General features: G+C 59.0%; 23 protein-coding genes. 12 read left to right on the top strand and 11 right to left on the bottom strand.

Features of this window, described 5'->3' with window-relative positions; genetic code table 11:
* Positions 1–21: 21 nt before the first annotated feature.
* Positions 22–1,290: a phosphoribosylamine--glycine ligase gene (gene purD / locus GS614_RS14095; protein WP_171170601.1), complete on the bottom strand. Its 1,269-nt coding sequence runs from the start codon at positions 1,288–1,290 to the stop codon at positions 22–24.
* Positions 1,291–1,365: 75 nt separating this feature from the next.
* On the opposite strand from purD, the gene xseA reads away from it, so the two are divergent.
* Positions 1,366–2,850, top strand: coding sequence for an exodeoxyribonuclease VII large subunit (gene xseA, locus GS614_RS14090; protein WP_171328825.1), 1,485 nt, complete (start codon positions 1,366–1,368; stop codon positions 2,848–2,850).
* Positions 2,851–2,872: 22 nt separating this feature from the next.
* The gene (locus GS614_RS22370; RefSeq protein WP_367396925.1) at positions 2,873–2,998 is read left to right on the top strand and encodes a glutathione binding-like protein; all 126 of its coding nucleotides are present in this window, start codon (positions 2,873–2,875) and stop codon (positions 2,996–2,998) included.
* Positions 2,999–3,094: 96 nt separating this feature from the next.
* Here GS614_RS22370 and GS614_RS14080 read toward each other — a convergent pair whose 3' ends face one another.
* On the bottom strand, positions 3,095–3,475 hold the full coding sequence (locus tag GS614_RS14080) for a hypothetical protein (RefSeq protein ID WP_171206909.1): 381 nt from the start codon (positions 3,473–3,475) through the stop codon (positions 3,095–3,097).
* Positions 3,476–3,630: 155 nt separating this feature from the next.
* On the opposite strand from GS614_RS14080, the gene GS614_RS14075 reads away from it, so the two are divergent.
* From GS614_RS14075 to GS614_RS14055, 5 genes are all read left to right on the top strand, one after another.
* Positions 3,631–4,269: a lysoplasmalogenase gene (locus tag GS614_RS14075; protein WP_171119566.1), complete on the top strand. Its 639-nt coding sequence runs from the start codon at positions 3,631–3,633 to the stop codon at positions 4,267–4,269.
* Positions 4,270–4,327: 58 nt separating this feature from the next.
* Entirely contained in the window at positions 4,328–5,467 is a 1,140-nt protein-coding gene (gene ftsY / locus GS614_RS14070) for a signal recognition particle-docking protein FtsY (protein WP_171206878.1), read from the top strand.
* Positions 5,468–5,558: 91 nt separating this feature from the next.
* Entirely contained in the window at positions 5,559–6,461 is a 903-nt protein-coding gene (locus GS614_RS14065) for an EamA family transporter (protein WP_171726598.1), read from the top strand.
* Between the two features lie 16 nt (positions 6,462–6,477).
* A complete protein-coding gene (locus GS614_RS14060; protein WP_171119563.1) occupies positions 6,478–7,083 on the top strand; it encodes an inner membrane-spanning protein YciB in 606 nt (201 codons plus the stop codon).
* A 115-nt stretch (positions 7,084–7,198) separates the two neighbouring features.
* Positions 7,199–7,867, top strand: coding sequence for a Crp/Fnr family transcriptional regulator (locus tag GS614_RS14055; RefSeq protein ID WP_152457593.1), 669 nt, complete (start codon positions 7,199–7,201; stop codon positions 7,865–7,867).
* A 223-nt stretch (positions 7,868–8,090) separates the two neighbouring features.
* Here the strand turns inward: GS614_RS14055 and GS614_RS14050 are convergent, their stop codons facing one another.
* From GS614_RS14050 to rpiA, 6 genes are all read right to left on the bottom strand, one after another.
* A complete protein-coding gene (locus GS614_RS14050) occupies positions 8,091–9,605 on the bottom strand; it encodes a Do family serine endopeptidase (RefSeq protein WP_152457592.1) in 1,515 nt (504 codons plus the stop codon).
* Between the two features lie 110 nt (positions 9,606–9,715).
* Positions 9,716–9,910 (bottom strand): DUF2065 domain-containing protein, encoded by a 195-nt coding sequence (locus GS614_RS14045; RefSeq protein ID WP_152457591.1) that lies wholly within the window; start codon positions 9,908–9,910, stop codon positions 9,716–9,718.
* A complete protein-coding gene (gene hflC / locus GS614_RS14040) occupies positions 9,910–10,806 on the bottom strand; it encodes a protease modulator HflC (protein ID WP_171119562.1) in 897 nt (298 codons plus the stop codon). Before hflC ends, GS614_RS14045 begins: the two co-directional genes overlap by 1 nt.
* Positions 10,806–11,948, bottom strand: a complete 1,143-nt coding sequence (gene hflK / locus GS614_RS14035; protein WP_152457589.1) for an FtsH protease activity modulator HflK — start codon at positions 11,946–11,948, stop codon at positions 10,806–10,808. The genes hflC and hflK overlap by 1 nt, the downstream gene beginning before the upstream one ends.
* Before the next feature lie 72 nt (positions 11,949–12,020).
* The gene (gor, locus tag GS614_RS14030) at positions 12,021–13,379 is read right to left on the bottom strand and encodes a glutathione-disulfide reductase (protein WP_171726597.1); all 1,359 of its coding nucleotides are present in this window, start codon (positions 13,377–13,379) and stop codon (positions 12,021–12,023) included.
* A gap of 126 nt (positions 13,380–13,505) precedes the next feature.
* Positions 13,506–14,294 carry a ribose-5-phosphate isomerase RpiA gene (gene rpiA, locus GS614_RS14025; protein ID WP_171726596.1) on the bottom strand — a complete coding sequence of 263 codons (789 nt, stop codon included), beginning with the start codon at positions 14,292–14,294 and terminating at the stop codon, positions 13,506–13,508.
* Positions 14,295–14,461: 167 nt separating this feature from the next.
* On the opposite strand from rpiA, the gene GS614_RS14020 reads away from it, so the two are divergent.
* The 4 genes from GS614_RS14020 to GS614_RS14005 are packed head-to-tail and all read left to right on the top strand — an operon-like array spanning position 14,462 to position 17,938.
* Entirely contained in the window at positions 14,462–15,163 is a 702-nt protein-coding gene (locus tag GS614_RS14020; RefSeq protein WP_171726595.1) for a glutathione S-transferase family protein, read from the top strand.
* A gap of 1 nt (position 15,164) precedes the next feature.
* On the top strand, positions 15,165–16,538 hold the full coding sequence (locus GS614_RS14015; RefSeq protein WP_171726594.1) for an L-serine ammonia-lyase: 1,374 nt from the start codon (positions 15,165–15,167) through the stop codon (positions 16,536–16,538).
* Between the two features lie 23 nt (positions 16,539–16,561).
* Positions 16,562–16,978, top strand: a complete 417-nt coding sequence (locus GS614_RS14010; RefSeq protein WP_171231881.1) for a GFA family protein — start codon at positions 16,562–16,564, stop codon at positions 16,976–16,978.
* A 45-nt stretch (positions 16,979–17,023) separates the two neighbouring features.
* A complete protein-coding gene (locus GS614_RS14005) occupies positions 17,024–17,938 on the top strand; it encodes a DMT family transporter (RefSeq protein WP_171231882.1) in 915 nt (304 codons plus the stop codon).
* On the opposite strand, the gene GS614_RS14000 is transcribed toward GS614_RS14005, so the two are convergent.
* Positions 17,883–18,590 carry a thiamine diphosphokinase gene (locus GS614_RS14000; RefSeq protein ID WP_171726593.1) on the bottom strand — a complete coding sequence of 236 codons (708 nt, stop codon included), beginning with the start codon at positions 18,588–18,590 and terminating at the stop codon, positions 17,883–17,885. The genes GS614_RS14005 and GS614_RS14000 overlap by 56 nt on opposite strands.
* Before the next feature lie 123 nt (positions 18,591–18,713).
* On the opposite strand from GS614_RS14000, the gene GS614_RS13995 reads away from it, so the two are divergent.
* Complete coding sequence (locus GS614_RS13995; protein ID WP_171726592.1) at positions 18,714–20,414, top strand: hypothetical protein; 1,701 nt, start codon at positions 18,714–18,716, stop codon at positions 20,412–20,414.
* A 150-nt stretch (positions 20,415–20,564) separates the two neighbouring features.
* Here the strand turns inward: GS614_RS13995 and GS614_RS13990 are convergent, their stop codons facing one another.
* Complete coding sequence (locus GS614_RS13990; RefSeq protein ID WP_152457580.1) at positions 20,565–20,801, bottom strand: DUF2842 domain-containing protein; 237 nt, start codon at positions 20,799–20,801, stop codon at positions 20,565–20,567.
* Positions 20,801–22,096 (bottom strand): adenylosuccinate synthase, encoded by a 1,296-nt coding sequence (locus GS614_RS13985; protein ID WP_171119553.1) that lies wholly within the window; start codon positions 22,094–22,096, stop codon positions 20,801–20,803. Before GS614_RS13985 ends, GS614_RS13990 begins: the two co-directional genes overlap by 1 nt.
* Positions 22,097–22,192: the final 96 nt, after the last annotated feature.

Below are 22,192 nucleotides of genomic sequence, written 5' to 3'. Positions count from 1 at the left end.
AGGAGGCACCCCCCAACCCCGTCAACCTTCCAAAGCACGCCATCCGATATCGCGCCGGTAAAACCCGTCAGGCCAATCCACAGCTTCAACCATTTCATAGGCCCGGTCGCGCGCCTCTTGCAGCGTGTTCCCGCGGGCGGTCACGTTCAGCACGCGCCCGCCCGATGCAACCACGTGTCCATCGACACTCTTTGTACCAGCGTGGAACACCATGTTCCGGCTATCTTCCGGCAGGCCTTCAAGCCCTTTGATCGCAGTGCCTTTCTTGTAAGCACCCGGATAGCCATTGGCCGCCATTACAACCGTGATCGCATGGTCATCCGCCCAATTCACCCGCATTTCACCCAACCTGCCCTCGGCCGCGGCGTGCATCAGGTCCATCGCCTGCGCGCCCAACCGCATCATCAACACCTGACATTCCGGATCACCGAAGCGGACGTTGTATTCAACCAGCCTTGGCCGCCCGTCCTTGATCATCAAACCTGCATAAAGAACGCCCTGAAACGGCGTTCCCCGGCGTTTCATCTCGGCGATGGTGGGGCGCACGATCTCTTCCATCGCGCGCGCCTCCACCTCTTCGCTCAACACCGGCGCCGGAGAATACGCGCCCATCCCGCCCGTGTTCGGCCCGGTATCGCCCTCGCCAACCCGTTTGTGATCCTGGGCCGTCCCGACTGAAAGAATGTCCTCACCATCACACAGAACGAACAGCGAGGCTTCTTCCCCATCCATGAATTCTTCAATGACGACTTCCGCACCGGCTCCGCCAAACGCACCGCCGAACATGTCGTCAATGGCGTCCAGTGCGGTCTTTTCGTCCATCGCAACGATAACGCCCTTGCCTGCGGCCAGACCATCGGCCTTGACCACAATCGGTGCGCCCTGTTCGCGGGTATAGGCTTTGGCAGCCTCGGCCTCGGTAAACCGGGCATAAGCTGCGGTGGGGGCGTTGGCCGCGTCGCAGATTTCCTTGGTGAAACTTTTCGACGCTTCCAGCTTTGCCGCCTCGGCCGAGGGTCCAAAAACCAATACTCCGGCTTCGCGCAACCGATCAACCACTCCGGCCGCCAAAGGCGCCTCGGGCCCGACGATCACGAAATCAATCGCATTTTCTTCGGCAAAGCCGACAACAGCCCCGCCGTTTTCAATATCCAGAGCGGCACAATCCGCGATCTGCGCGATCCCCGCATTCCCCGGAGCAACGATCAGGCGATCACATTTGGGGTTTTGCAGCACTGCCCATGCCAGGCTGTGTTCGCGCCCTCCGCTGCCGAGAATGAGGATATTCATGAAAGCTCTCCGATCTGCTTGGCCTTGCCTGCGCGGCGTTCTAAGCTGGGCGCGCATTTGAAACAAGGCGCTGAAATGTCCGACCTGCTTGATGACCCGATTCCGGGCCAAAACACCCCTGAATACACAGTGTCCGAAATTTCGGGTGAGGTGAAACGGACGCTCGAAGGCTCATTCGGCCGAATCCGCGTGCGCGGTGAGGTTGGGCGCGTGTTCAAAGCCCGATCCGGGCATCTTTATTACGACATCAAGGACGACCGGAACGTTTTGGCCTGCACCACGTGGAAAGGTCAGATTTCCGGCCTGTCCGTTGTGCCCGAAGAAGGGTTGGAGGTCGTCGTCACCGGCCGCCTTACCGCTTTCGGGGCGCAATCCAAATACAACCTGAACGTCGATGAGGTTTCTGTCGCGGGTCAGGGCGCGCTCATGGCGCTGCTGGAGAAGCGCAAGAAACAACTGGAATCCGAAGGTCTGTTCGCGCCGGAACGCAAGAAACCCTTGCCTTACCTGCCGCAGATCATTGGCGTTGTGACATCCCCTTCCGGTGCCGTGATCCGCGACATTCTGCATCGGCTCAGGGACAGGTTCCCGCGCAAGGTGCTGATCTGGCCTGTGGCGGTTCAAGGGGCCAACTGCGCCCCCGAGGTCGCCCGCGCCATCGAAGGCTTCAACCAACTGACACCCGGCGGCGCGTTGCCCCGGCCCGACCTGATCATCGTCGCCCGTGGCGGCGGATCGATCGAAGACCTCTGGGGCTTCAATGAAGAGATCGTCGCCCGCGCCGCAGCCGCGTCGGACATACCGTTGATCTCGGCCGTTGGGCATGAAACCGATACCACCCTGATTGATTTCGTGTCGGACCAGCGCGCGCCGACGCCCACCGCGGCCGCCGAACTGGCCGTTCCGGTGCGCATGGAACTGCTTGCCTGGACCGAAGAGCAAGCCGCGCGCCTGTCCCGCGCGGCAACGGATGCCGTTCAACGCCGAACGCAAAGGCTGCGCGATCTGTCCCGCGCCCTGCCGCGCCCGGACAGCCTGTTGAACACACCAAGACAACGCCTTGATTTGATTGCAGATCGCCTCACACCCGCCTTGATCCGAGGGGTGCAGAACCGTCGCCTACAAGTGGTGGAATTGTCTGCTCATCTGCGCCCCTCGACCCTGCGAAGCTTGATATCGACGCGACAGGAATCGCTGCGCAACCTGTCATCGCGCCTGTCCTTGCGACCGATCCAAAGGGAAATCGACCAGCAGCGGCAAAACCTCGATCGTTTGCGCGATCGAATGCACACGGCCCAAACCACGCGACTGGACCGCCTCAAACAGCAACTCGAAGCGACGGACCGCCTGCGCGAGACGCTGAGCTACAAAGCCACTTTGGACCGCGGATACGCAGTCGTCCGGGCCGAAGGGAATGTGATCACCACCAAGGCTCAGGCCGCCAAACAAACGGCGCTCGAGATCGAATTCGCCGATGGTGTTCTCAGCACCGGCCCGGGCGCGAAATCACCCTCGAAGAAACCCAGGCCGGACACCCCGGATCAGGGATCACTGTTCTAAGCCGTGTTGACCATCTGGGGCCGTGACAATCGCCGATGCGCAACTTTCTGAAAACGCTTTCCTGTGCGGTTCCTGCCTGACTTTGGCCGATATCCAGTTGGGACACATACTCTATCGCTACTATGACATCGATATTTCGCGCGCATAACTGCGCAGTTTGCGCCGCTATCATGAAGGGTTGACGGACAGGACAGCTTACCAAACCCATGTCATGATCGATTATGATGAGCTGCGCACCAACTGATCAAACGCCAACGTCCGGCCCGTAACAAACCATTTCTTCCCCAAGATCCTCGGCCTCATACAGTTCGGTCGCTTGCGGATTGCCTTCGAACTGCGCAATCAAACCGCCACCGGATTGAGTGAAAACCCAGCATTGCGGATCCAGCCTGTCTTCGTAGACAAAGCAGATCTGCTCACCCTGCTGATACCAGATACCTTCCTTGCAATTCCCGTCGAGAAAAGACCAGATCACACGACGGTTCGGAAGATACCGCTCCACCCCGTAAATCTGACCTTCGAACCCGTAAAACAGAGTTTTGCCTTGCGTATACTTGTCGAACTCCGAGCCAGACAAAGGCGTTTGTGCCGCCACGGAATGTGCGGCAAAAGTCGCGAGAATCATCAGGAACCTGAACATGCTTCCATTTTGTCAGAAGCGCTTCGGTCATGCCATTCGCCTGTTGGATCGGGGTCATCACAAGGCGCTTAACTCAACGTAAGCGGTTGATTTCAAGCCACGTCCCAGATCAGATTATTCTGAACCGGCGAGGAGATGACATGCCAACCCTACTGTTCTGGATCGCCTTTGGCTGTGCCCTTGGGTACCTGCCGCTGACCTCCCGGCCCGCCGGTTCTTTGCGCACTGTACTGAAAACCGCATCGGTCGCCCTATTGGCGGTCACGGCCATCATGAACGGTGGGCCTTGGCTGTTGGTTCTTGCGCTCGCTCTTTGTGCGACAGGCGACGCGCTGCTGTCGCGCGAAACAGATGCCACCTTCATGACGGGCATCGCCGCATTTGCCGCCGGGCATCTGGCCTATATCGCTCTGTTCCTGACATTGCCGATCAGTTCTGCCGGGCTGATCCTCAGCGCGCCTGCGATTGTATGGTCCTTGATCATTCTGGGCATCATCATGGCCACATTGCTTGCGCCCCGCGCCGGAGACCTGAAGGGGCCCGTTCTGGCCTATATCCCCATCATTCTTGGCATGGGGATCACGGTGCTGGCACTGCCGGATGCCGGTCCCCTTCGGTGGGCCTTTCCCGCCGCAATGGCCTTCATCGCGTCAGATCTGATCCTCGCAACCGAGAAGTTCCTGCTGCCGCCGCACCATCCGGCCCTCAAGGTGACGCCCTATCTTGTATGGCCCCTTTACTGGGGTGCTCAGCTTGGCTTTGTCCTTGCGTTTGCGTGACCCTTTGCAACTGCCGCAAATCCGCATTAGGTGAAGGGAACACCTGTGGAGACCAAGTATGGCGTTTTTCTCAAAGCTAAAGGACAAGCTGTTCAAATCTTCATCTCGTCTTGAAGAAGGGCTGGAAGCCATCGTCGAGGATGGCGGCGAGGAAACGGCGGCACCGGACCCGGTGATCCCCCAGCCGCAGCCGGATCCGCAACCCGTTCCGGAAGTGCCAGAACCTGCCCCGGCCCCGCAACCGGCTGAACCGCCGGCACCGATCCCGGCTGACCCCACGCCTGTCGCTCCGCCGCCGGAAATACCGGAATCCAAGGGTATCCTGAACCGCCTGTTCAATCGAGGCGCCGTCACGGAAATGCGCCGAACCCTGGACGATGACATGCTGGAGCAGCTCGAAGAGCTGCTGATCGCCTCGGACATGGGCGTCGACACGGCCTTGCGTGTCACGTCGAACATGGCCGAGGGCCGCTTTGGCCGCAAACTGTCGACCACAGAGATCAAGCAACTCCTGGCACAAGAAATCGCCCGCGTGATGGAGCCTGTGGCCAAGCCTCTGCCGATCTATCCCAAACGGCCACAAGTGGTGCTGGTCGTCGGCGTCAACGGCTCGGGCAAGACCACGACAATTGGAAAACTGGCCAGCCAGTTCAAAGAGGCCGGCAAAAAGGTCGTCATCGCCGCCGGCGATACCTTCCGCGCCGCGGCCGTGGAACAGTTGCAGGTCTGGGGTGATCGCGCCGGAGTTCCGGTTCTGACCGCCCCCGAAGGCTCGGACCCCGCCAGCCTCGCCTTTGACGCGCTGACCCGTGCACAGGCAGAGGGCGCCGATCTGCTGATGATAGATACGGCGGGCCGCCTGCAAAACCGCACCGACCTGATGGAGGAACTGGCCAAAATCGTCCGCGTCATTCGCAAGGTTGATGACACTGCTCCGCACAACACCTTGCTCGTACTCGACGCCACCACCGGACAGAACGCGCTGAGCCAGGTGGAAACGTTCCGCAAACTGGCGGACGTTTCCGGTCTGGTCATGACCAAGCTGGATGGCACGGCCAAGGGCGGTGTTCTTGTTGCCCTGGCAGACAAATTCGGGTTGCCCATCCACGCGATCGGCGTCGGTGAACAGATCGACGACCTTGCCCCTTTCGACCCCGAAGAATTCGCCGCCGCCCTCACCGGTCTCGACAAAGGCTGATCCCAGGCTTCATCTGGCCCCAAATATCCTCGGGGGGTGTTGGGGGGCAGACAGCCCCCCACCTTCTCCGCTCCGCAAAAGGTCCGCGTATTTGAGCGACTGGCTGATCTCTCTCGAAGGCACCGAAGCCGGACACCAGCTGGCATTGGCGCTGGCTTTGATGGCCGCGTTCCTGCACGCGGTCTTCGGTGCATTGCAAAAAGGCAGGCATGACCCATGGCTGTCCCGCGGCGCGATCGACGCCTGCTATTGCCTCATGGCCGCCCCCTTCGCCTTTTTCGTGGTGCCCTGGCCCGAACCTCATATGTGGCCGATCTTCGCGCTCGTCTGGCTGATCCACATCGCCTACAAGACATTGCAAGCCATGGCATATACCAAAGGCTCTTATACCGTCGTCTATCCGGTGGTGCGCGGGACGGGTCCGCTGTTCACCGTCATCGGTGCCTATCTTCTGTTCGGCGAAACATTCTCGGCCGTTCAATGGCTGGGCGTGGCCACCTTGCTGGCGGGGATATTTGGGTTGGCTGCCTACAACTTCAGGTTCCTGGAAACCAACAGGGATACGCTGGGCATCGCGCTGACACTGGCGATCATCACTGGCCTGTTTGTGGCCCTGTACACCACCTATGATGCCTATGGCATTCGCGCCACCGCCGATCCGTTCACCTTTTTGGCCTGGTTCTTCATGATCGACGGCGCGGCCATGCCGATCTACGCATTTCTCAGGTGGCGCGCGATGGCGCACAGACCTGCGCCTGGCCCGCTGATGCTGCGCGGCCTCGCTGGCGGTATCATCGCCCCTTTGTCCTTCGGGGCCATCATGATGGCCACCCGGCTGGACAAGGTCGGTGAAGCAGCCGTTCTGCGCGAAACCTCAACAGTCTTCGCTGCGCTGATTGGCTGGCTTGTGCTAAAGGAAACGGTTGGCCCCAGACGCATTGCCTTGATGGCACTGATTGCACTTGGCGCCGTAATAGTTGAAATGGGCGGATAAGCAGCAGGAAGTACAGATGACAGTCAAAAAAGACATCAACCCGTTTCTGAAACAGGTTCTGGAACTTGGCCCCCCGCTGGCCTTCTTCTTCATCTACCTGCGCCTGCGCGACGACAGTTTTCTGATCGGCGGCATCGAGTATTCCGGCTTCATTATCGCCACGATTATCTTTGTCCCCCTGATGCTGGGGGCAATGGGTATCCTGTGGTATCTGACCGGCAAACTCAGCCGGATGCAGATCTTCACGGCCATCATGGTGATTTTCTTCGGCGGTCTCACAGCCTGGTTCAACGACGAGCGGTTCTTCAAGATGAAAACCACACTTGTCTATGGTCTGTTTGCCCTGATCCTCGGCATCGGTCTGATGCAAAAGAAATCCTACCTGGCCTATGTTCTGGACGAAATGCTGCCGATGAAACACGAAGGCTGGATGATACTCACGCGCCGTCTGTGTGCTTGTTTCGCCGTTCTGGCCGCCGCAAACGAATTCGTCTGGCGCACCATGTCGACGGATCTGTGGGTCAAGATCGAGACCTTCGGCTTTCCCATCGCGCTGATGGCCTTCCTGATGCTTCAGTTCAGCATTCTGCAACGCTATATGGACGATCCCGAGCAGAAATAGCGGCCTTTACACCCGCCAGACCTGCCAAAACAAACAAAATTCTTGGCTTGAGCGCCCAGCTATGGGAAGTTGTGCCACCACCCACTCTCATACCCTGCCCAAGATCGGTGCATACATGACGGCCTTTCCCACCAGCGGCTTCCTTGCCGAAGCTTCCGACGGGCTCAGAGAAATGCTTTCGGCGCAGGCGACCGAAATATCTCTGTCCCAAGGTGAAATACTTTTTGAACAAGGTGACGAGGGCGACTCTCTCTATGCCATTTTGGAAGGCACGTTAGAGGTTTCCTTTCTGGCAATGAGCGGCCGCAAACTGACACTTACCTTGATGCGCCCCGGCGAAGTCTTCGGTGAAATCGCGTTGTTCGACAATGGTCCGCGTACGGCCACCATTGCGGCGGCCGAAAAGTCGCGTGTACTGCGTGTGCGCCGCAACGACGTTATGAACCAGATCAGGCAACAGCCTGATCTGGCCGTGGATATGATCCGTCTGGCCGGATTGCGGATGCGATGGATGGGATTGCAATTGAACGAGCAGGTCTTTCTGCCCATGCCTATTCGGCTGGCCCGCAAGCTGCTGCACCTGTCCAGTTTACAGGACGACCCGACCGCGCGCATCACCCTGTCGCAGAGCGAACTGGCCGAATTTGTCGGTGCCACACGCGAGGCAGTATCCAAAACCATCTCGATCTGGAAACGCGACAACATGGTCGAAGCCTCTCGAGGTGGTTTGCTGATCCAGGACTTTGAAGCCCTGCGAGAATTGGCTGATTCAGATCTTATTTGATCCGGTGTGATCTGGTTCACAGACCATCGATTACGCTTTGACCTAACGTGAGATTGTTACCGTAGGAGGTCAGAGAATCATCCCCGATATCTGTCCACTGACCTCTCCCTGTATCTGAGCCATACGCAATCACTGCGTATGGCTCATTTTTTTGGCGCATCAGTGATACCTGGTCTGGCCCGCAATCAGAAAAAAGGCCGGGAAGTTCTCCCGGCCTGTTCAATCAGTTCTCAAGGCTCAGCGCCACAAAACGCGGATCGCCGCCCCTGCGCACCAACAGCAGCAGAGATTTGCGACCAGCTTCGCGCGATTCTTCCATACGGGCTTCGAGATCTCCGATGGTTTCCACCTTTTGCTGGCCTGCTTCGGTGATCAGATCACCTGCCCGCATTCCCTTGGCATACGCCTCAGATGCTTCATCGACATCCGTAATCACAAGGCCGTCTGCATCACCATCCAGACCCAAATCTGCACGCAGCGTATCGGTCAGGGGGGAAATCGTCAGGCCCAGAATATCCGCGTTCTCTTCAATCGGAGCTTCCTGCGGTTCCTCCTCGCCAGTGTCAGCGCGTTCCGCATCTTCCCGACGCCCCAGTGTCACAAGTACGGTCTGGGTTCCGCCGTCGCGGTGCACGACCACTCTGACCGACTTGCCAACTTCTGCTTCACCGACCTGACGCACCAGACCTCGGGTGTCTTCCACCTCGACGCCATCAAAGCTGAGGATCACGTCACCCGCCTTCAACCCAGCTTCCTTGGCGGGGCCGTCCGGTACATCGCTGATCAGCGCCCCGCCCGGCTTTTCCAGGCCCATGGCCTCGGCCATGTCCTCGGTTACGTCCTGAATACGGACGCCCAACCAACCGCGGCGGGTCTCGCCATATTTGCGCAGTTGATCCACGACTTTTACGACAACATTCGACGCCATCGAGAAACCGATGCCGATCGAACCGCCGTTGGGCGACAGGATTGCGGTGTTCACACCGATCACTTCGCCGTCCATGTTGAACAGCGGCCCGCCCGAGTTGCCCCGGTTGATCGCCGCGTCCGTTTGAATGTAATCGTCATAGGTTCCGCTCAGTGCTCGGTTGCGTGCAGAAACGATCCCTGCCGATACCGAAAAGCCTTGCCCAAGCGGGTTGCCCATGGCGATAACCCAGTCACCCACACGTGCTACGTCGCTGTCGCCGAATTTCACATATTTTAGTGGGCCCGAAGCCTCGACCTTGAGCAGCGCGATATCGGTTTTCTCATCCGTTCCGATAACCTTGGCCACCAGCTCTTTCTTGGGTTGGCCATCGCCGGGGAAGAATTCCACAAGTATCTCATCAGCTTCGGCGATCACATGGTTGTTTGTGACGATAAAGCCATCTTCCGAGATAACGAACCCAGATCCCAGCGCGTTGCTTCTGCGCGGCGCGTTGTCACCGTTGTCACCGTTGCGATCCTGAAACTCGCGAAAGAAATCCTCGAACGGAGAGCCTTCAGGAACAATACCTTGCGGTCCAGTCTGGCCTTCGATCAAAGTGCTGGTGGTAATGTTCACTACTGCCGGGCTGATTTCCTCGGCCAGCGGTGCCAGACTTTCACTTTTGGCCTGCGCTGCAACCGATTGCGCCAGCAACAGCAGTGAACCTGCAAAAGCCAGCCACATCAGCCGCATCCAAACACTCACTTCGTCCCACCGGACGGATACACTGCGCGCTTTCGCCTGCACTTGAGCTCTCCTTGTCGACATTCACGCCAAGACCGCTTGTTCTCGGCCTTTCTTACAAACCAATGTAGTCAGTTTGCCCCCACGAGCAACTCGGGATCGCAGTGAAATCACCAGCAAGTGAAACCACAGCGTCAAAATCCCAATTGTTGCGCGCCCCAAAGCAGGACCAAACCGCTGATCACGCATAGCAATCCGACCAGGCGCCGGGCTTGCTCTGGCATGTCCCGCAGGGCTTCAAGCATCCGCTCGATAAGCGAAGGGGCCAGCGCATAGGCCAGCCCCTCGACAATCAGTACCAGCCCGAAAGCCAGAAGGATCATACCCATTATTCAGACGCCGCAGCCGCCGGTGCTCGCCGTCCGTTTGGCGAAGCGAGGTAGTTGAAAAACTCGGAATCTGGGCTCAGGATCAATGAGCTATTACCACCTTGCAGCGCATTTTCATACGCGGTCAGCGAACGGTAGAACTCGAAGAACTCCGGGTCTGCACCATACGCTTCGGCAAAGATCGCGTTGCGTTCGGCGTCAGCTTCACCGCGGATGATTTCCGCTTCCCGACGGGCATCCGAGACCAGTTCGACCACGGTACGGTCTGCCTGCGCGCGAACACGTTGTGCAGCTTCGTTACCGCGGGCGCGCTCGTCGGTCGCCTCACGTTCACGTTCAGCCTTCATCCGGTCGAATGTTGCCTCAAGGTTCGCCTGCGGCAGGTCGGTTGCCTTAAGTCGCACGTCGATAACGTTGACGCCCAGCGCCCGCGCTTCGGCAATCGCGCTGTTGCGGATGCGCAGCATCAGCGCGGCACGGTCTGAACTGAGGATGTCACGCGAGGACACCGAACCCAGTACTTCGCGGGTTTCAGCGCGCAGGATACGATCCAGACGGTCTTCGGCGACCGGAATACCACCCACACCAACGGCCTGACGGAACTGTTCCAGATCAGAAATCCGATAGCGGGCGAAGGCATCAACCACCAGTCGGCGATCATCCAGAGGCGTAACCTCCAACGGCTGAACGTCGATGGACAGGATCCGGTCGTCATAGCGGACAACTTCCTGAATCAGCGGGATCTTGAACGCCAGACCCGGCTCTTCCTTGACCGCAACAACGCGGCCAAATTGCAGAACCAACGCGCGCTCACGTTCATCCACGATAAAGATCGAAGACAGTACACCAACAATCGCGATGAAAACGATCGGCAGAATAAAGGTCGCTTTACGCATCAGTTGCTCTCCTGTCCGGAATTGCGGCGCAGTTCGTTCAGCGGCAGGTAAGGTACGACGCCCTGCCCCGATCCGGTCGAGTTTTCGTCCAGAATGATCTTGTCCACGTCACCCAGAACCTGCTCCATCCGCTCCAGGTACAGACGTTTGCGGGTCACATCAGGCGCTTTGGAATATTCTTCCAGAACCGCACTGAAACGGCTCGCCTCACCCATGGCGCTGTTGATCTGTTGTGCGCGGTAGGCTTCGGCTTCTTCGAGTACCTGGGCAGCTTCACCGCGCGCCTCGGCCAAAACCCGATTGGCATAGGCGTCGGCGACGTTTTGCAGCCGGTCACGCTCCTGCGCAGCGGCCTGAACATCGCGGAAGGCGGCGATCACGTCCTGCGGCGGGTCGGCCTTGTCGAAGTTCACTCGGATGATGTTCACACCCGAATCGTAGCTGTCCATCGTCGTCTGGATCAGTTCCTGAAGGCGCTCAGCAATGATGCCGCGATCCCGGTTCAGGATTGGTGCCAGCTCGCTCTGCGCGATAATCTCACGCATCGCCGATTCCGACACGGCGCGGATCGTCTGACGCGGATCACGCAGATTGAACAGGAACTTGGCCGGGTCGTTGATGTTCCAGACGACCTGGTAATCGATATCGACCACGTTTTCGTCGCCGGTCAGCATGAGGCCATCGTCGCTTCCCCGGGCTCCGCCCATATCTTCGGTCTGTTCGCGGGTGACCGGAATCACCTCGGCAGTGACAAACGGCCATGGCGCAAAGTTCAGACCCGGATTGCCAACCGCAGAAAACTCACCCAGAAACAGCTCAACTGACTGTTCTTCCGGTTTTACAGTATAAAAGCTGGCCAGCCCCCACAAAACGGCAGCCGCCACCAGACCAATCGCAACTGTACCTTTGGTAAAGGCCGGGCCTCCACCGCCCTGACCACCGCTGCCACCACGGCCACCGCCGCCGCGACCGCCCATCAGGACGCGCAGCTGCTCCTGGCCTTTTTTCATCAGCTCGTCGATCTCGGGAATCTGCGGGCCTTCGCCTTCGGGTGGGCGTCGCCCGTCCCCGTTGTTACCCCGATTTCCTCCACCTCCTGAAGAGCCTCCGCCCCCCCAGGGGCCACCGCTGTTGCCCGCCATATGTATCATTTCCTTCGTTTAGGCCCGTGTGATCACGGGCACACTTGTAACTTGTGTGCGCGCGCTTGCAAATCAAGCGGAGCGTACAGGTTGCCGCATTGTCACCAGTTCTTCCGCCATAACGGGATGTACTGCAACCGTGCGATCGAAATCTTCCTTTGTCGCGCCCATCTTTACGGCAATTCCGGCCAGCTGGATCATCTCTCCTGCTCCGGGGGCGACAATATGGCAGCCCAAAACCTTGCGGGTGGCTTGGCTGACGATCAGTTTCATCAGAACCCGTTGCGTGCCACCGGCAAACGCCTTCTGCATCGGTTTGAACGAAGTGGCATACACATCGATCGGTTCCTGGGCCGAGGCCTCTTCCTCGCTCAGGCCGACTGTGCCGAATTCCGGTTGCGTGAAAATGGCGGTTGGGATCAGCGCGTGATCCACAGGCGTGGGGTTGCCTTTGAAGACGGTTTCCACAAAGGCCATACCCTCGCGGATGGCCACGGGTGTCAGGTTGACCCGGTCGGTGACATCGCCAATGGCATAGATCGACGGAACGGCGGTCTGGCTGTATTCATCCACGACGATCTCGCCCTTGCGCCCACGTTCAACGCCCAGCTCTTCCAGCCCGAGGTTATCGGCATTCGGTGCCCGGCCGGTGGCGTACATGACGACATCGAAACGATCCTCGGTGCCGTCTGTCGCCTTGACACGGATCTGGTCGCCATCTTTGACCATTTCCAGCACATTGGTGCCCAGCCGTACGTCGATGCCGTTCTGGCGCATCTCTTCGCAGATTAGCCCACGCGCTTCTTCGTCAAAGCCACGCAGGATCTGCGCACCGCGATAGAATTGCGTGGTCTTGACACCCAGACCGTTCATGATCCCGGCGAACTCGCTGGCGATATAGCCACCGCCGACGATCAGAATGCTTTCGGGCAGCTTGTCCAGATGGAAAATCTCATTCGACGTGATCGCAAGATCCGATCCCGGGAAATCCGGCACCACCGGTCGACCGCCTGTTGCAATCAAGATGTGTTTGGCGGTTTTGCGGGTGCCATTGGCCAGCTCGACCGTGTGCGCATCCACCAGGCGCGCCCGCTGATCAAAGCTTTCAACGCCGTTGTTTTTCAGGATGCTGCGATAAATCCCTTCCAACCGGTCCAGTTCTGCAACCAGTTTGCCGTGAAACATGTCCCAGTCAAACGCGCCGGGCTGAACATCCCAACCATAAGCTTGCGCATCTTCGATCATGCCGGAGTATTCACTGGCAAAAACCATCAGTTTCTTAGGCACGCAGCCCCGGATCACACAGGTGCCGCCATAGCGGTCTTCTTCAGCCAGCGCGACCTTTGCACCGGCTTCACCCGCCGCCACGCGTGCCGCCCGGACCCCGCCCGAGCCTCCGCCGATCACAAAAAGATCATAGTCAAAGCTCATGCCGGGTTCCTTCGTTCAACTTGCAAAAATCCTCTGGATATCTGGGCGCGAAAACCCCGGTGCCAACCCCCGGGCGTGGAATTTTCGATCTTTTGCCGACGCTTGTCCGATTGGCTTGCATAAAACTCAGTCCGTTTGGTCGGAAAACAGGTTTTCCCGAGAGTCACTCAACAGCTGATCCAGTTCAAGGGTGCCCGCGTTGATATCCCGCAGTTCGACCCGCCCGTCGCCGTGGCCGATGATGACCTTGTCACAAATATCGACAAACAGGCCATTTTCCACCACGCCGGGAACCTGGTTGAGGATCAGGGCCATCTGACGCGGATTGCCGATGCGTTGCAGGTGCAGGTCCAGAATGTGGTTGCCTTCATCCGTTACGAACGGGGCCGCGCCATTCATACGCAGCGCCGACGAGGTTCCAAGTACATCCATCGCGTCCAGCGCTTCTTCGATCAGTGTTCGCGTGGTTTGCCAGCCAAATGGAACAACCTCGACCGGCAAGGGGAAAGCACCCAGCGTCTCCACCTCTTTCCCGGCATCTGCGATGACAACCATCTGATCGCTGGCCGTGGCAACGATCTTTTCCTGCAAATGCGCGCCGCCGCCGCCCTTGATCAGGTTCAGGTCAGGGTCGAATTCATCCGCGCCGTCGATGGTCATGTCCAGCCACCCGGCCTGATCCAGAGAAATGACTTCGATCCCGACTTCGCGTGCCAGCTGCGCGGTGCGGGTGGAGGTGGGAACACCCTTGATCCGCAGACCTTCGTCCTGCACCCGTTCGCCCAAACGACGGACCAGCCAGGCCGCAGTGGATCCCGTTCCAAGACCCACGCGCATGCCGTCCTCGACCATCTCGGCGGCACGACATGCGGCCACGTATTTTGCGGTGTCGATGGGCGACAGTTCTCCGGTCATGGCAGCTTTCCCAGTTTGGCCTGCCGGAGTTATAGGGAATGCGCCGCGCGACTGCGACCACATTTTGCGGTTCGGCAAGCGTAAAGATGCCTGAAGACTGCGCGTTTCCTATCGGAAACGTCGCAATCATGTCTTACACCCTCATCTTTGTCATATAGATTGCCCGCATGTTGACCCGATACCGCCTGCACTACGCCCCTGACAACGCCTCGCTGGTGATCCGGCTGGTGCTGGAAGAAATGGGGGCACCTTATGAAACTGTGCTGGTCGATCGCCGTCGCAACGAACAGGACAGCGCGGCGTACAGGGCATTGAACCCCAACGGGCTGATCCCGGTGCTTGAAACTCCGCAAGGGCCGATATTTGAAACGGCGGCAATCCTGCTGTGGCTGTCCGAGCGCCACGGGCAACTGGCCCCGGCGGCAGGCGCCCCCGAACGCGCAGAGTTTTTGAAATGGCTGTTCTTTGCGTCCAACACGCTGCACGCCGATCTGCGCATTATGTTCTATGCCGAGAAATACATCACCCCACCACAGGCTGATACCCTGCGCGCAGGCATCAGACCCCGTTTGAAGCAGCACCTGCAACTGCTGGACGCGCTGGCAAAACGCGCGCCAGCCTGGTTTTGCGCGGAATGCCCGTCGGTTTTGACCTATTATGTCGCCTGCATGATGCGTTGGATGGCCTTGTATCCGGCCGAGGCAGATCGCAGTTGGTATGCGCTGGCTGACACCCCGGCCCTGCAAACCATCCTGGCACAGCTCGAGACACGCCCCGCCACCCACACGGCCATCGCGGCCGAGGGTCTGGGCCCCGCACCGTACACCTCTCCTATTTACGCCAACCCCTTAGAAGGCTCAGCTACCTGACATGTTCCTCTCTGTCTTCGATATGTTCAAAGTGGGCATCGGCCCGTCCTCCTCGCACACCATGGGCCCCATGGTGGCGGCGGCGCGCTTTCTGGATATGATGCGTGCTTCACCCTTTGAATTTGCGGGTCTGAAGGGCTCGCTGCATGGCTCGCTCGCCTTTACCGGCGTCGGCCATGCGACCGACCGGGCGACCATACTGGGCCTGGCCGGCTTCGTTCCGGACACCTATGACAACGACAAGGCCGAGGCCGCATTGGCGGATATCGCCAAGACGCACACGGTTACCCCCAACGGCCTGCCGACGCTTCAGTTCGATCCCAAAACAGACCTGATTTTCGACTATGACACCAACCTGCCGGGACACGCCAACGGGATGATCCTGATGGCTACGGACGCGCAGGGGGACGTGATCCTGCGCCAGGTGTTCTATTCCATCGGTGGCGGTTTTGTCCTGACCGAAGAAGAACTGGCCGAAGGCAAGGCAACGGATGAAGGCGCACCGGTGCCGTTCCCGTTCAAGTCCGCGGCTGAAATGCTGGAGATGGCCAAATCCAGCGGCAAAACCATTGCCGAGATGAAGCGCGCCAATGAGATTGCGCGCGGCTGCGCCGACAGTTTCGCCAAAGGATGCGCCCGTCTGTGGGACGTCATGAATGCCTGTATCGAACGCGGTTTGACGACCGACGGCATTCTGCCCGGCGGGCTGAAAGTGCGACGCAGGGCAAAGGGTATCTATGACGCGCTGATGGCCGAACGCGGCATGAACCTGACCGCGCCGCACACGATCAACGACTGGATGAGTGTCTACGCCATGGCGGTCAACGAAGAAAACGCCGCCGGTGGGCAAGTCGTAACGGCACCGACCAATGGGGCGGCGGGCGTTCTTCCTGCGGTGCTGCGCTATTACCTGGACCACGTTCCTGGTGCCTCGGAGAGCCATATCGAAGATTTCCTTCTGACCGCGGCCGCGATTGGCGGGCTGGTCAAATACAATGCGTCCATCTCGGGGGCCGAAGCGGGGTGCCAGGCCGAGGTCGGCAGCGCATCAGCCATGGCCGCGGCGGGGCTCTGCGCCGTGATGGGCGGTACGCCCGAACAGGTTGAAAACGCCGCCGAGATCGCGTTGGAGCATCATCTGGGCATGACCTGCGATCCCGTCGCCGGGCTGGTTCAGGTGCCCTGTATCGAACGCAACGGGCTGGGGGCCATCAAGGCTGTGTCCGCCGCGTCTTTGTCCCTTCGCGGGGATGGAGAGCATTTCGTGCCGCTGGATGCGGTGATCGAGACGATGCGTCAGACCGGCCATGACATGCACGAAAAATACAAGGAAACCTCGCTTGGTGGATTGGCCGTGAACGTGCCAAACTGCTGAGATCGCAACAAATGGGGGTCGAAATGCGTGGACATTGCCTGTGCGGCAGCATCAAGTACGAAATCGACCCTCCTGCCCTGTCGTGCGTCACCTGTCATTGCGACAGCTGCCGACGCCAATGCGCCGCGCCGATGACAACCTATTTCGCGGTTCGTGACGGTCAGTGGCGCTGGATCGGGGAAGAGCCGAAACGCTTCAACTCTTCGCCCGGAGTCGAGCGCAGCTTTTGCCCGGATTGCGGCACGCCAATCTCGTTCCGCTCGGCCAAAATGTCGGATGTGCTGCATCTATACGTCGCCACTTTGGAGAACCCCGAAGCAATGCAGCCCACATTGCACGTGGCTCATGAAGAAAGGCTGAGCTGGCTGCATCTGGATGACAACCTGCCCACCTGCACCGGGCCGGATTACACAAAGGTTCAACCCCTGCCCGAGGCCTGACATTCGACCTTTCCACTGCGCCGCGAAGCAGATAGCGTCGCGCGCATGACTCAGGATCGTCCCGTCTTTGGCATCTTTTTGATGCTCGGTTTTTGCGTGCTTGCACCCTTGGGGGATGCGATGGCAAAGCTGTTGGGCGAAACGACACCGTTGGGTTTGCTGGTTGCAGCCCGGTTCGCGGTGCAAGCGCTGATTCTTATCCCGTTGGTGATGATAACAGGCCGGCCCTGGCGGATGCACGGGCGTATCCTGCGCCTGACAGTCATCCGCACGCTGTTGCACATCATCGGCATAACCGCGATGTTCAGTGCGTTGCAGTTCCTGCCCCTGGCTGATGCCATCGCCATTGCATTTGTCATGCCGTTCATCATGTTGCTGCTGGGCAGATACGTTCTGGGCGAAGAGGTCGGCGCGCGGCGCCTGGTGGCCTGCATCGTCGGTTTCATCGGCACACTCCTGGTCATACAGCCCAGCTTTGCCGAGGTGGGCTTACCTGCCCTGCTGCCGTTGATCGTTGCCGTGGTCTTTGCCCTGTTCATGCTGGTCACGCGGCAAATCGCCAAGGAAACTGATCCGATTTCCTTGCAGGCGGTGTCTGGTGTCATGGCAACTGTGGGGCTAGTTCCTGTCCTTGTGATCGGAACATCGCTTGGTATCTGGAACCTGTCAGCCGCCTTGCCCGCCCCCGACATGTTTTGGCTGCTGATCGCGATAGGAGTTTTGGGAACTGTCGCACATCTGCTGATGACATGGTCGCTGCGCTATGCACCTTCGGCCACGCTGGCCCCGATGCAATATCTGGAAATCCCTGTGGCGACTCTGATTGGCTGGGCAATCTTCAGCGACCTGCCCGACGGGCTGGCGGCGGTTGGGATCATGATTACCGTCGCCGCCGGTTTGTACGTTATTCTTCGTGAACGGGCCACCGCTCGCTCTGCCCCGACAGAAACACCTGCATAAGCGGATCGAGTGCGGCGCGGGGAACCATCACCAACAGGCCGGGCCCATCCATCTGCAATTCAACATCCGACAGTGCGCGATTGGAGGTGCCCACCTGGTCGTCCGGTTGCAACCGTAGGCCGTCGATGGGCCATTCCAGCCCGGTGCTGCGCCCCGTCACAGGGCGCATTGGAAACAGCGACACCACATCCCCCGGCAGAACCGGCAGCCGGATTTGGCGAGGCGCGTGAAACACAACCTCATGCGCGCCCAGCAGAATGCAGGCCTGTTCCTGACGTCTGACCAGCACGTTCAGAACGGCAAGCTGATGGTCAAGCCGTCCGCCCAGAAAACCGGCCCCCAAAACCAGTGGAGCCTGCACATTGCGCAAGGCCTTGTCGAAATCGGTGCTGTCCTGTTCACGAATGGCAAAAAGCCGGTCAGACGGGATATTGGCTTTCGTTGCTTTGTCCAGCGAATCGAAGTCCCCGATGACCGCATCCGGAATCCGGCCTGATTCTGTCAGAACTGCCGCTCCACCATCAGCTGCAACGACAGAAGTGACGCGGTTCAGCACCAAATTCAGGTCCTCGGAACCAACAAAACCACCCCCAAACAACCCGATTGGATCGGCAGAGCGTACAATTGGTTCATTTTTCCAAAGATTGGCCATTTTTCCCGGATTTGGACACATTAAGACCACAAAATGATAGGTTCATGCATAAAGTTCAGAGCCCTCGTGTGCTCCCGATTCCGGGTAAGTGGGCTCTCGTAGTTTGTAAAGGACGTGCGTCTGATGGTACAGAATAACAAGGTATTAACCGTTTCATATGGAACCTTCTCCTGCACTTTGGAAGGATTCGACGATTCCTTTGAAACGATGAAAGCCATTGCCGAATATTTCCGCGATCTTGCTGCAGATGATCGTTACTTCGGCTCAGAGCCTCCACAACCAGACGCCGAAATGCTGACCCGTATCGCACGCCGCGACGCATCGCAACGCGTCGAAGCCAGCCAAAACGAATCCGGGCTTCTGCTGCGTGCCGCTCCAAATACTGAAGCCCCGGCACCGGTCGCTTCTGACGCAACGGACCCGCATGCGCAAAATGCAGATGCTATGACCACCCCCCCTCCCGGATATGCGCAAGCAAGCCCGGGGCAGACCGCGTTCACGAACGCGGAGGCCGTCGACGCCACCACATCTCCGCCGGCCGACAGCATTGCCGCAAAACTGCAACGCATCCGGGCCGTTGTTTCCCATTCGGACGTCCCCCCCACTGCCTATTCCGAAGACGAGGAATCTTCGCTGCTGGCCAACACCGCCCCCCCGGTGGACGCCGTGGCCGCTGCGTTCGAAGCAGGTGCTCTCAATGCGGATGACTTTGCTGAACCTGCTCAGCCCGAGGCCGCAGAAATCGAGGATCTGCAAGCGCTTGACGCCGAAGAGGTACAAGACGACGCGCCGGCAGTATCTGAACACCAGGCCTTCGAATCCGCCGCGCCGAATATCGAGAACAATTCCGAACAGCAGGTGCAGCTGACCCCCGACCACCTGCGGGATGAAGAAATCGAGGTCGCAACGGACGACGCGCAGCTTCCTGCTGAGCCCCTGTTTTCGGATCTTGAAGAGGATACCGACGAGGAAATCGACGAAGAAGATGTTCCAAACATCCTCAACGTCGAAGACGTGGCGATCGAATCCGAAGATGAAGCAGATGACGAGCCGCAAGACGATCAGGCGCAAGGAGTATTGTCGGAAGAGGACGAAATTCAGCTGCTGTCCGAGATTTCCGAAATCGAAAAAGACATGGCAGGTCGTTCAAGCCAAAAACTGACGGATGACGCCGATCCTGATCAGGATATCTCGCGACTGATGGCCAAAACCGGTGAACATATGGAGGATCCCTCCAGCAGCGACGCGCGAGAAACCTATTCGCACCTTCGCACCGCCGTTGCCGCGACCGAGGCCGACCGTGATGACCAACCGGCCCCGAAAACCTCGCCTGTTGATGAGTATCGCGTTGATCTTGCGTCAGCGGTCAGCCCGCGCCGCCCCGAAGTTAACGTGACCAGCATACGCCCGGAAGCAGACGCTCCGGCTCCGTTGAAGCTGGTTGCTGAGCAGCGCGTGGACGATCAAAGCGAATCCAATGGCCCCGTGATGCCGCGTCGCGTGACCACTCAGGTGGAAGAAACCGGGTCGGAAGAAGGCGGTTTTGCGCAATTCGCACAGGATCAGGGTGCACAGTCGCTCCAGGACCTGCTTGAAGCGGCCGCAGCCTACCTGTCTTTCATCGAAGGACAGCAACAATTCTCGCGCCCGCAACTTATGAACAAAGTCCGTTCTTTGAAGCAGGATGAGTTCAATCGCGAAGAAAGCCTGCGCTCCTTCGGACAGCTGCTGCGCGATGGAAAAATCGAAAAAGCCGGCGGCGGACGTTTTGCGGCCTCTGACCTGATCGGCTTCCGACCTGATGATGAGCGCGCAGTAGGCTGACTGCCGCGCCAATTGACAAAAAAGGGCCGGGTGAACCCCGGCCCTTTTGCTATGGCGCGCCCAGAGACAAACGCACGTTGTTAAACAAGACACAGCGTTGCCCATTGTACCGGGCCCGACCAGCCGCCTTGGTCCGAGCAATGGCCCGGCTCAGGATTGATCCGGGTCCTCTTTGCCAACGCCGCGAAAAACGAACTTGAACGGCAGGGCCCAAAGAATGCCCAGAACGATATAGACCAGAAGTTCCATCCATATCGGGGGGCGCTCCAGCCAGTTCAGAACCGTCACCACCGCCACAATGTAAAGTGGCAGGCCGATCACAAGAATAACCAACGACCAGCGCCGGCGCGCCTTATAGCTCAGACCTGTTTTCTGCTCTTTGTTCATCAATCTGCAAACGGGTCGGTCACCAGAATGGTGTCGTCCCGCTCCGGGCTGGTGGACAAAAGGGCCACAGGGCATTCGATCAGCTCTTCCACCCGGCGCACATACTTGATTGCGTTCGCGGGCAATTCGGCCCAGCTGCGCGCGCCTTCAGTGGATTCGCTCCAGCCCGGCATTTCTTCGTAGATCGGGGTGCAGCGCGCCTGTTGTTCTGCGGCAGTCGGCAGATAGTCGAGGCGCTCGCCGTCCAGTTCATAGCCTGTGCAGATCTTCAGGGTTTCGAACCCATCCAGAACGTCCAGTTTTGTCAGAGAAATACCGTTCACGCCACTGGTCGCGCAGGTCTGACGAACCAGGCACGCATCAAACCAGCCACAGCGGCGCTTTCGACCTGTCGTTGTTCCGAACTCATGCCCGCGTTCCCCAAGGCGCTGACCATCCGCATCCTCAAGTTCTGTCGGGAATGGGCCTTCGCCGACACGGGTGGTGTAGGCTTTGACAATCCCCAGTACAAAGTCGATCGATCCCGGTCCAATCCCCACCCCGGTCGCGGCCTGACCTGCGATCACGTTGGACGAGGTCACAAATGGATAGGTGCCGAAATCGATGTCCAGCAGAGCGCCTTGCGCCCCTTCGAACAGGATGCGTTTACCTGCTTTGCGTTTTTCGTTCAGCACTTTCCACACAGGCGCGGCAAACGGCAGAATCTCTTGCGCGATCTCTTTCAATTGGGCGATCAGCGCGTCGCGGTCGACCGGCTCGATTCCCAGACCCTTGCGCAGCGGGTCGTGGTGCTGCAAAGCACGGTCCACCCGAGCCTCGAGCGTGGCCTCATCCGCCAGATCCGCGACGCGAACAGAACGGCGCCCGACCTTGTCTTCATAAGCGGGTCCAATCCCACGACCTGTGGTGCCGATCTTGGTTCCCTTGCTGGCCGCCTGTTCGCGCGCACGATCCAACTCGCCGTGGATCGGCAGGATCAATGGGGTGTTCTCAGCAATCATCAGCGTATCGGGGGTGATTTCCACACCTTGTGCCTGGATGGTCGCGATTTCCTTGACCAGATGCCAGGGGTCCAACACCACGCCGTTGCCGATGACGCTCAGCTTACCGCCGCGCACGACACCGGACGGCAGAGCGTGCAGCTTGTAAACTTCGCCATCAATCACCAGCGTATGTCCGGCATTGTGCCCGCCCTGAAAACGCGCGATCACGTCCGCCCGTTCGCTGAGCCAGTCGACGATCTTGCCTTTTCCTTCGTCACCCCACTGGGCGCCGACAACAACCACGTTGGCCATATCCGGTCCTTTTGCGCTGAGTTATCAAACCCGGCTCATATAGCGGGGCGCAAACGGCAGGGAAACCGATATTTCGCCGCAGATGAAAATCGCGCG

The organism is Ruegeria sp. HKCCD6604, assembly GCF_013110635.1.
GTDB lineage: Bacteria > Pseudomonadota > Alphaproteobacteria > Rhodobacterales > Rhodobacteraceae > Ruegeria.
Note: the sequence above shows the minus strand (reverse complement) of the source record. Positions and strands in the feature narration are given on the sequence as shown.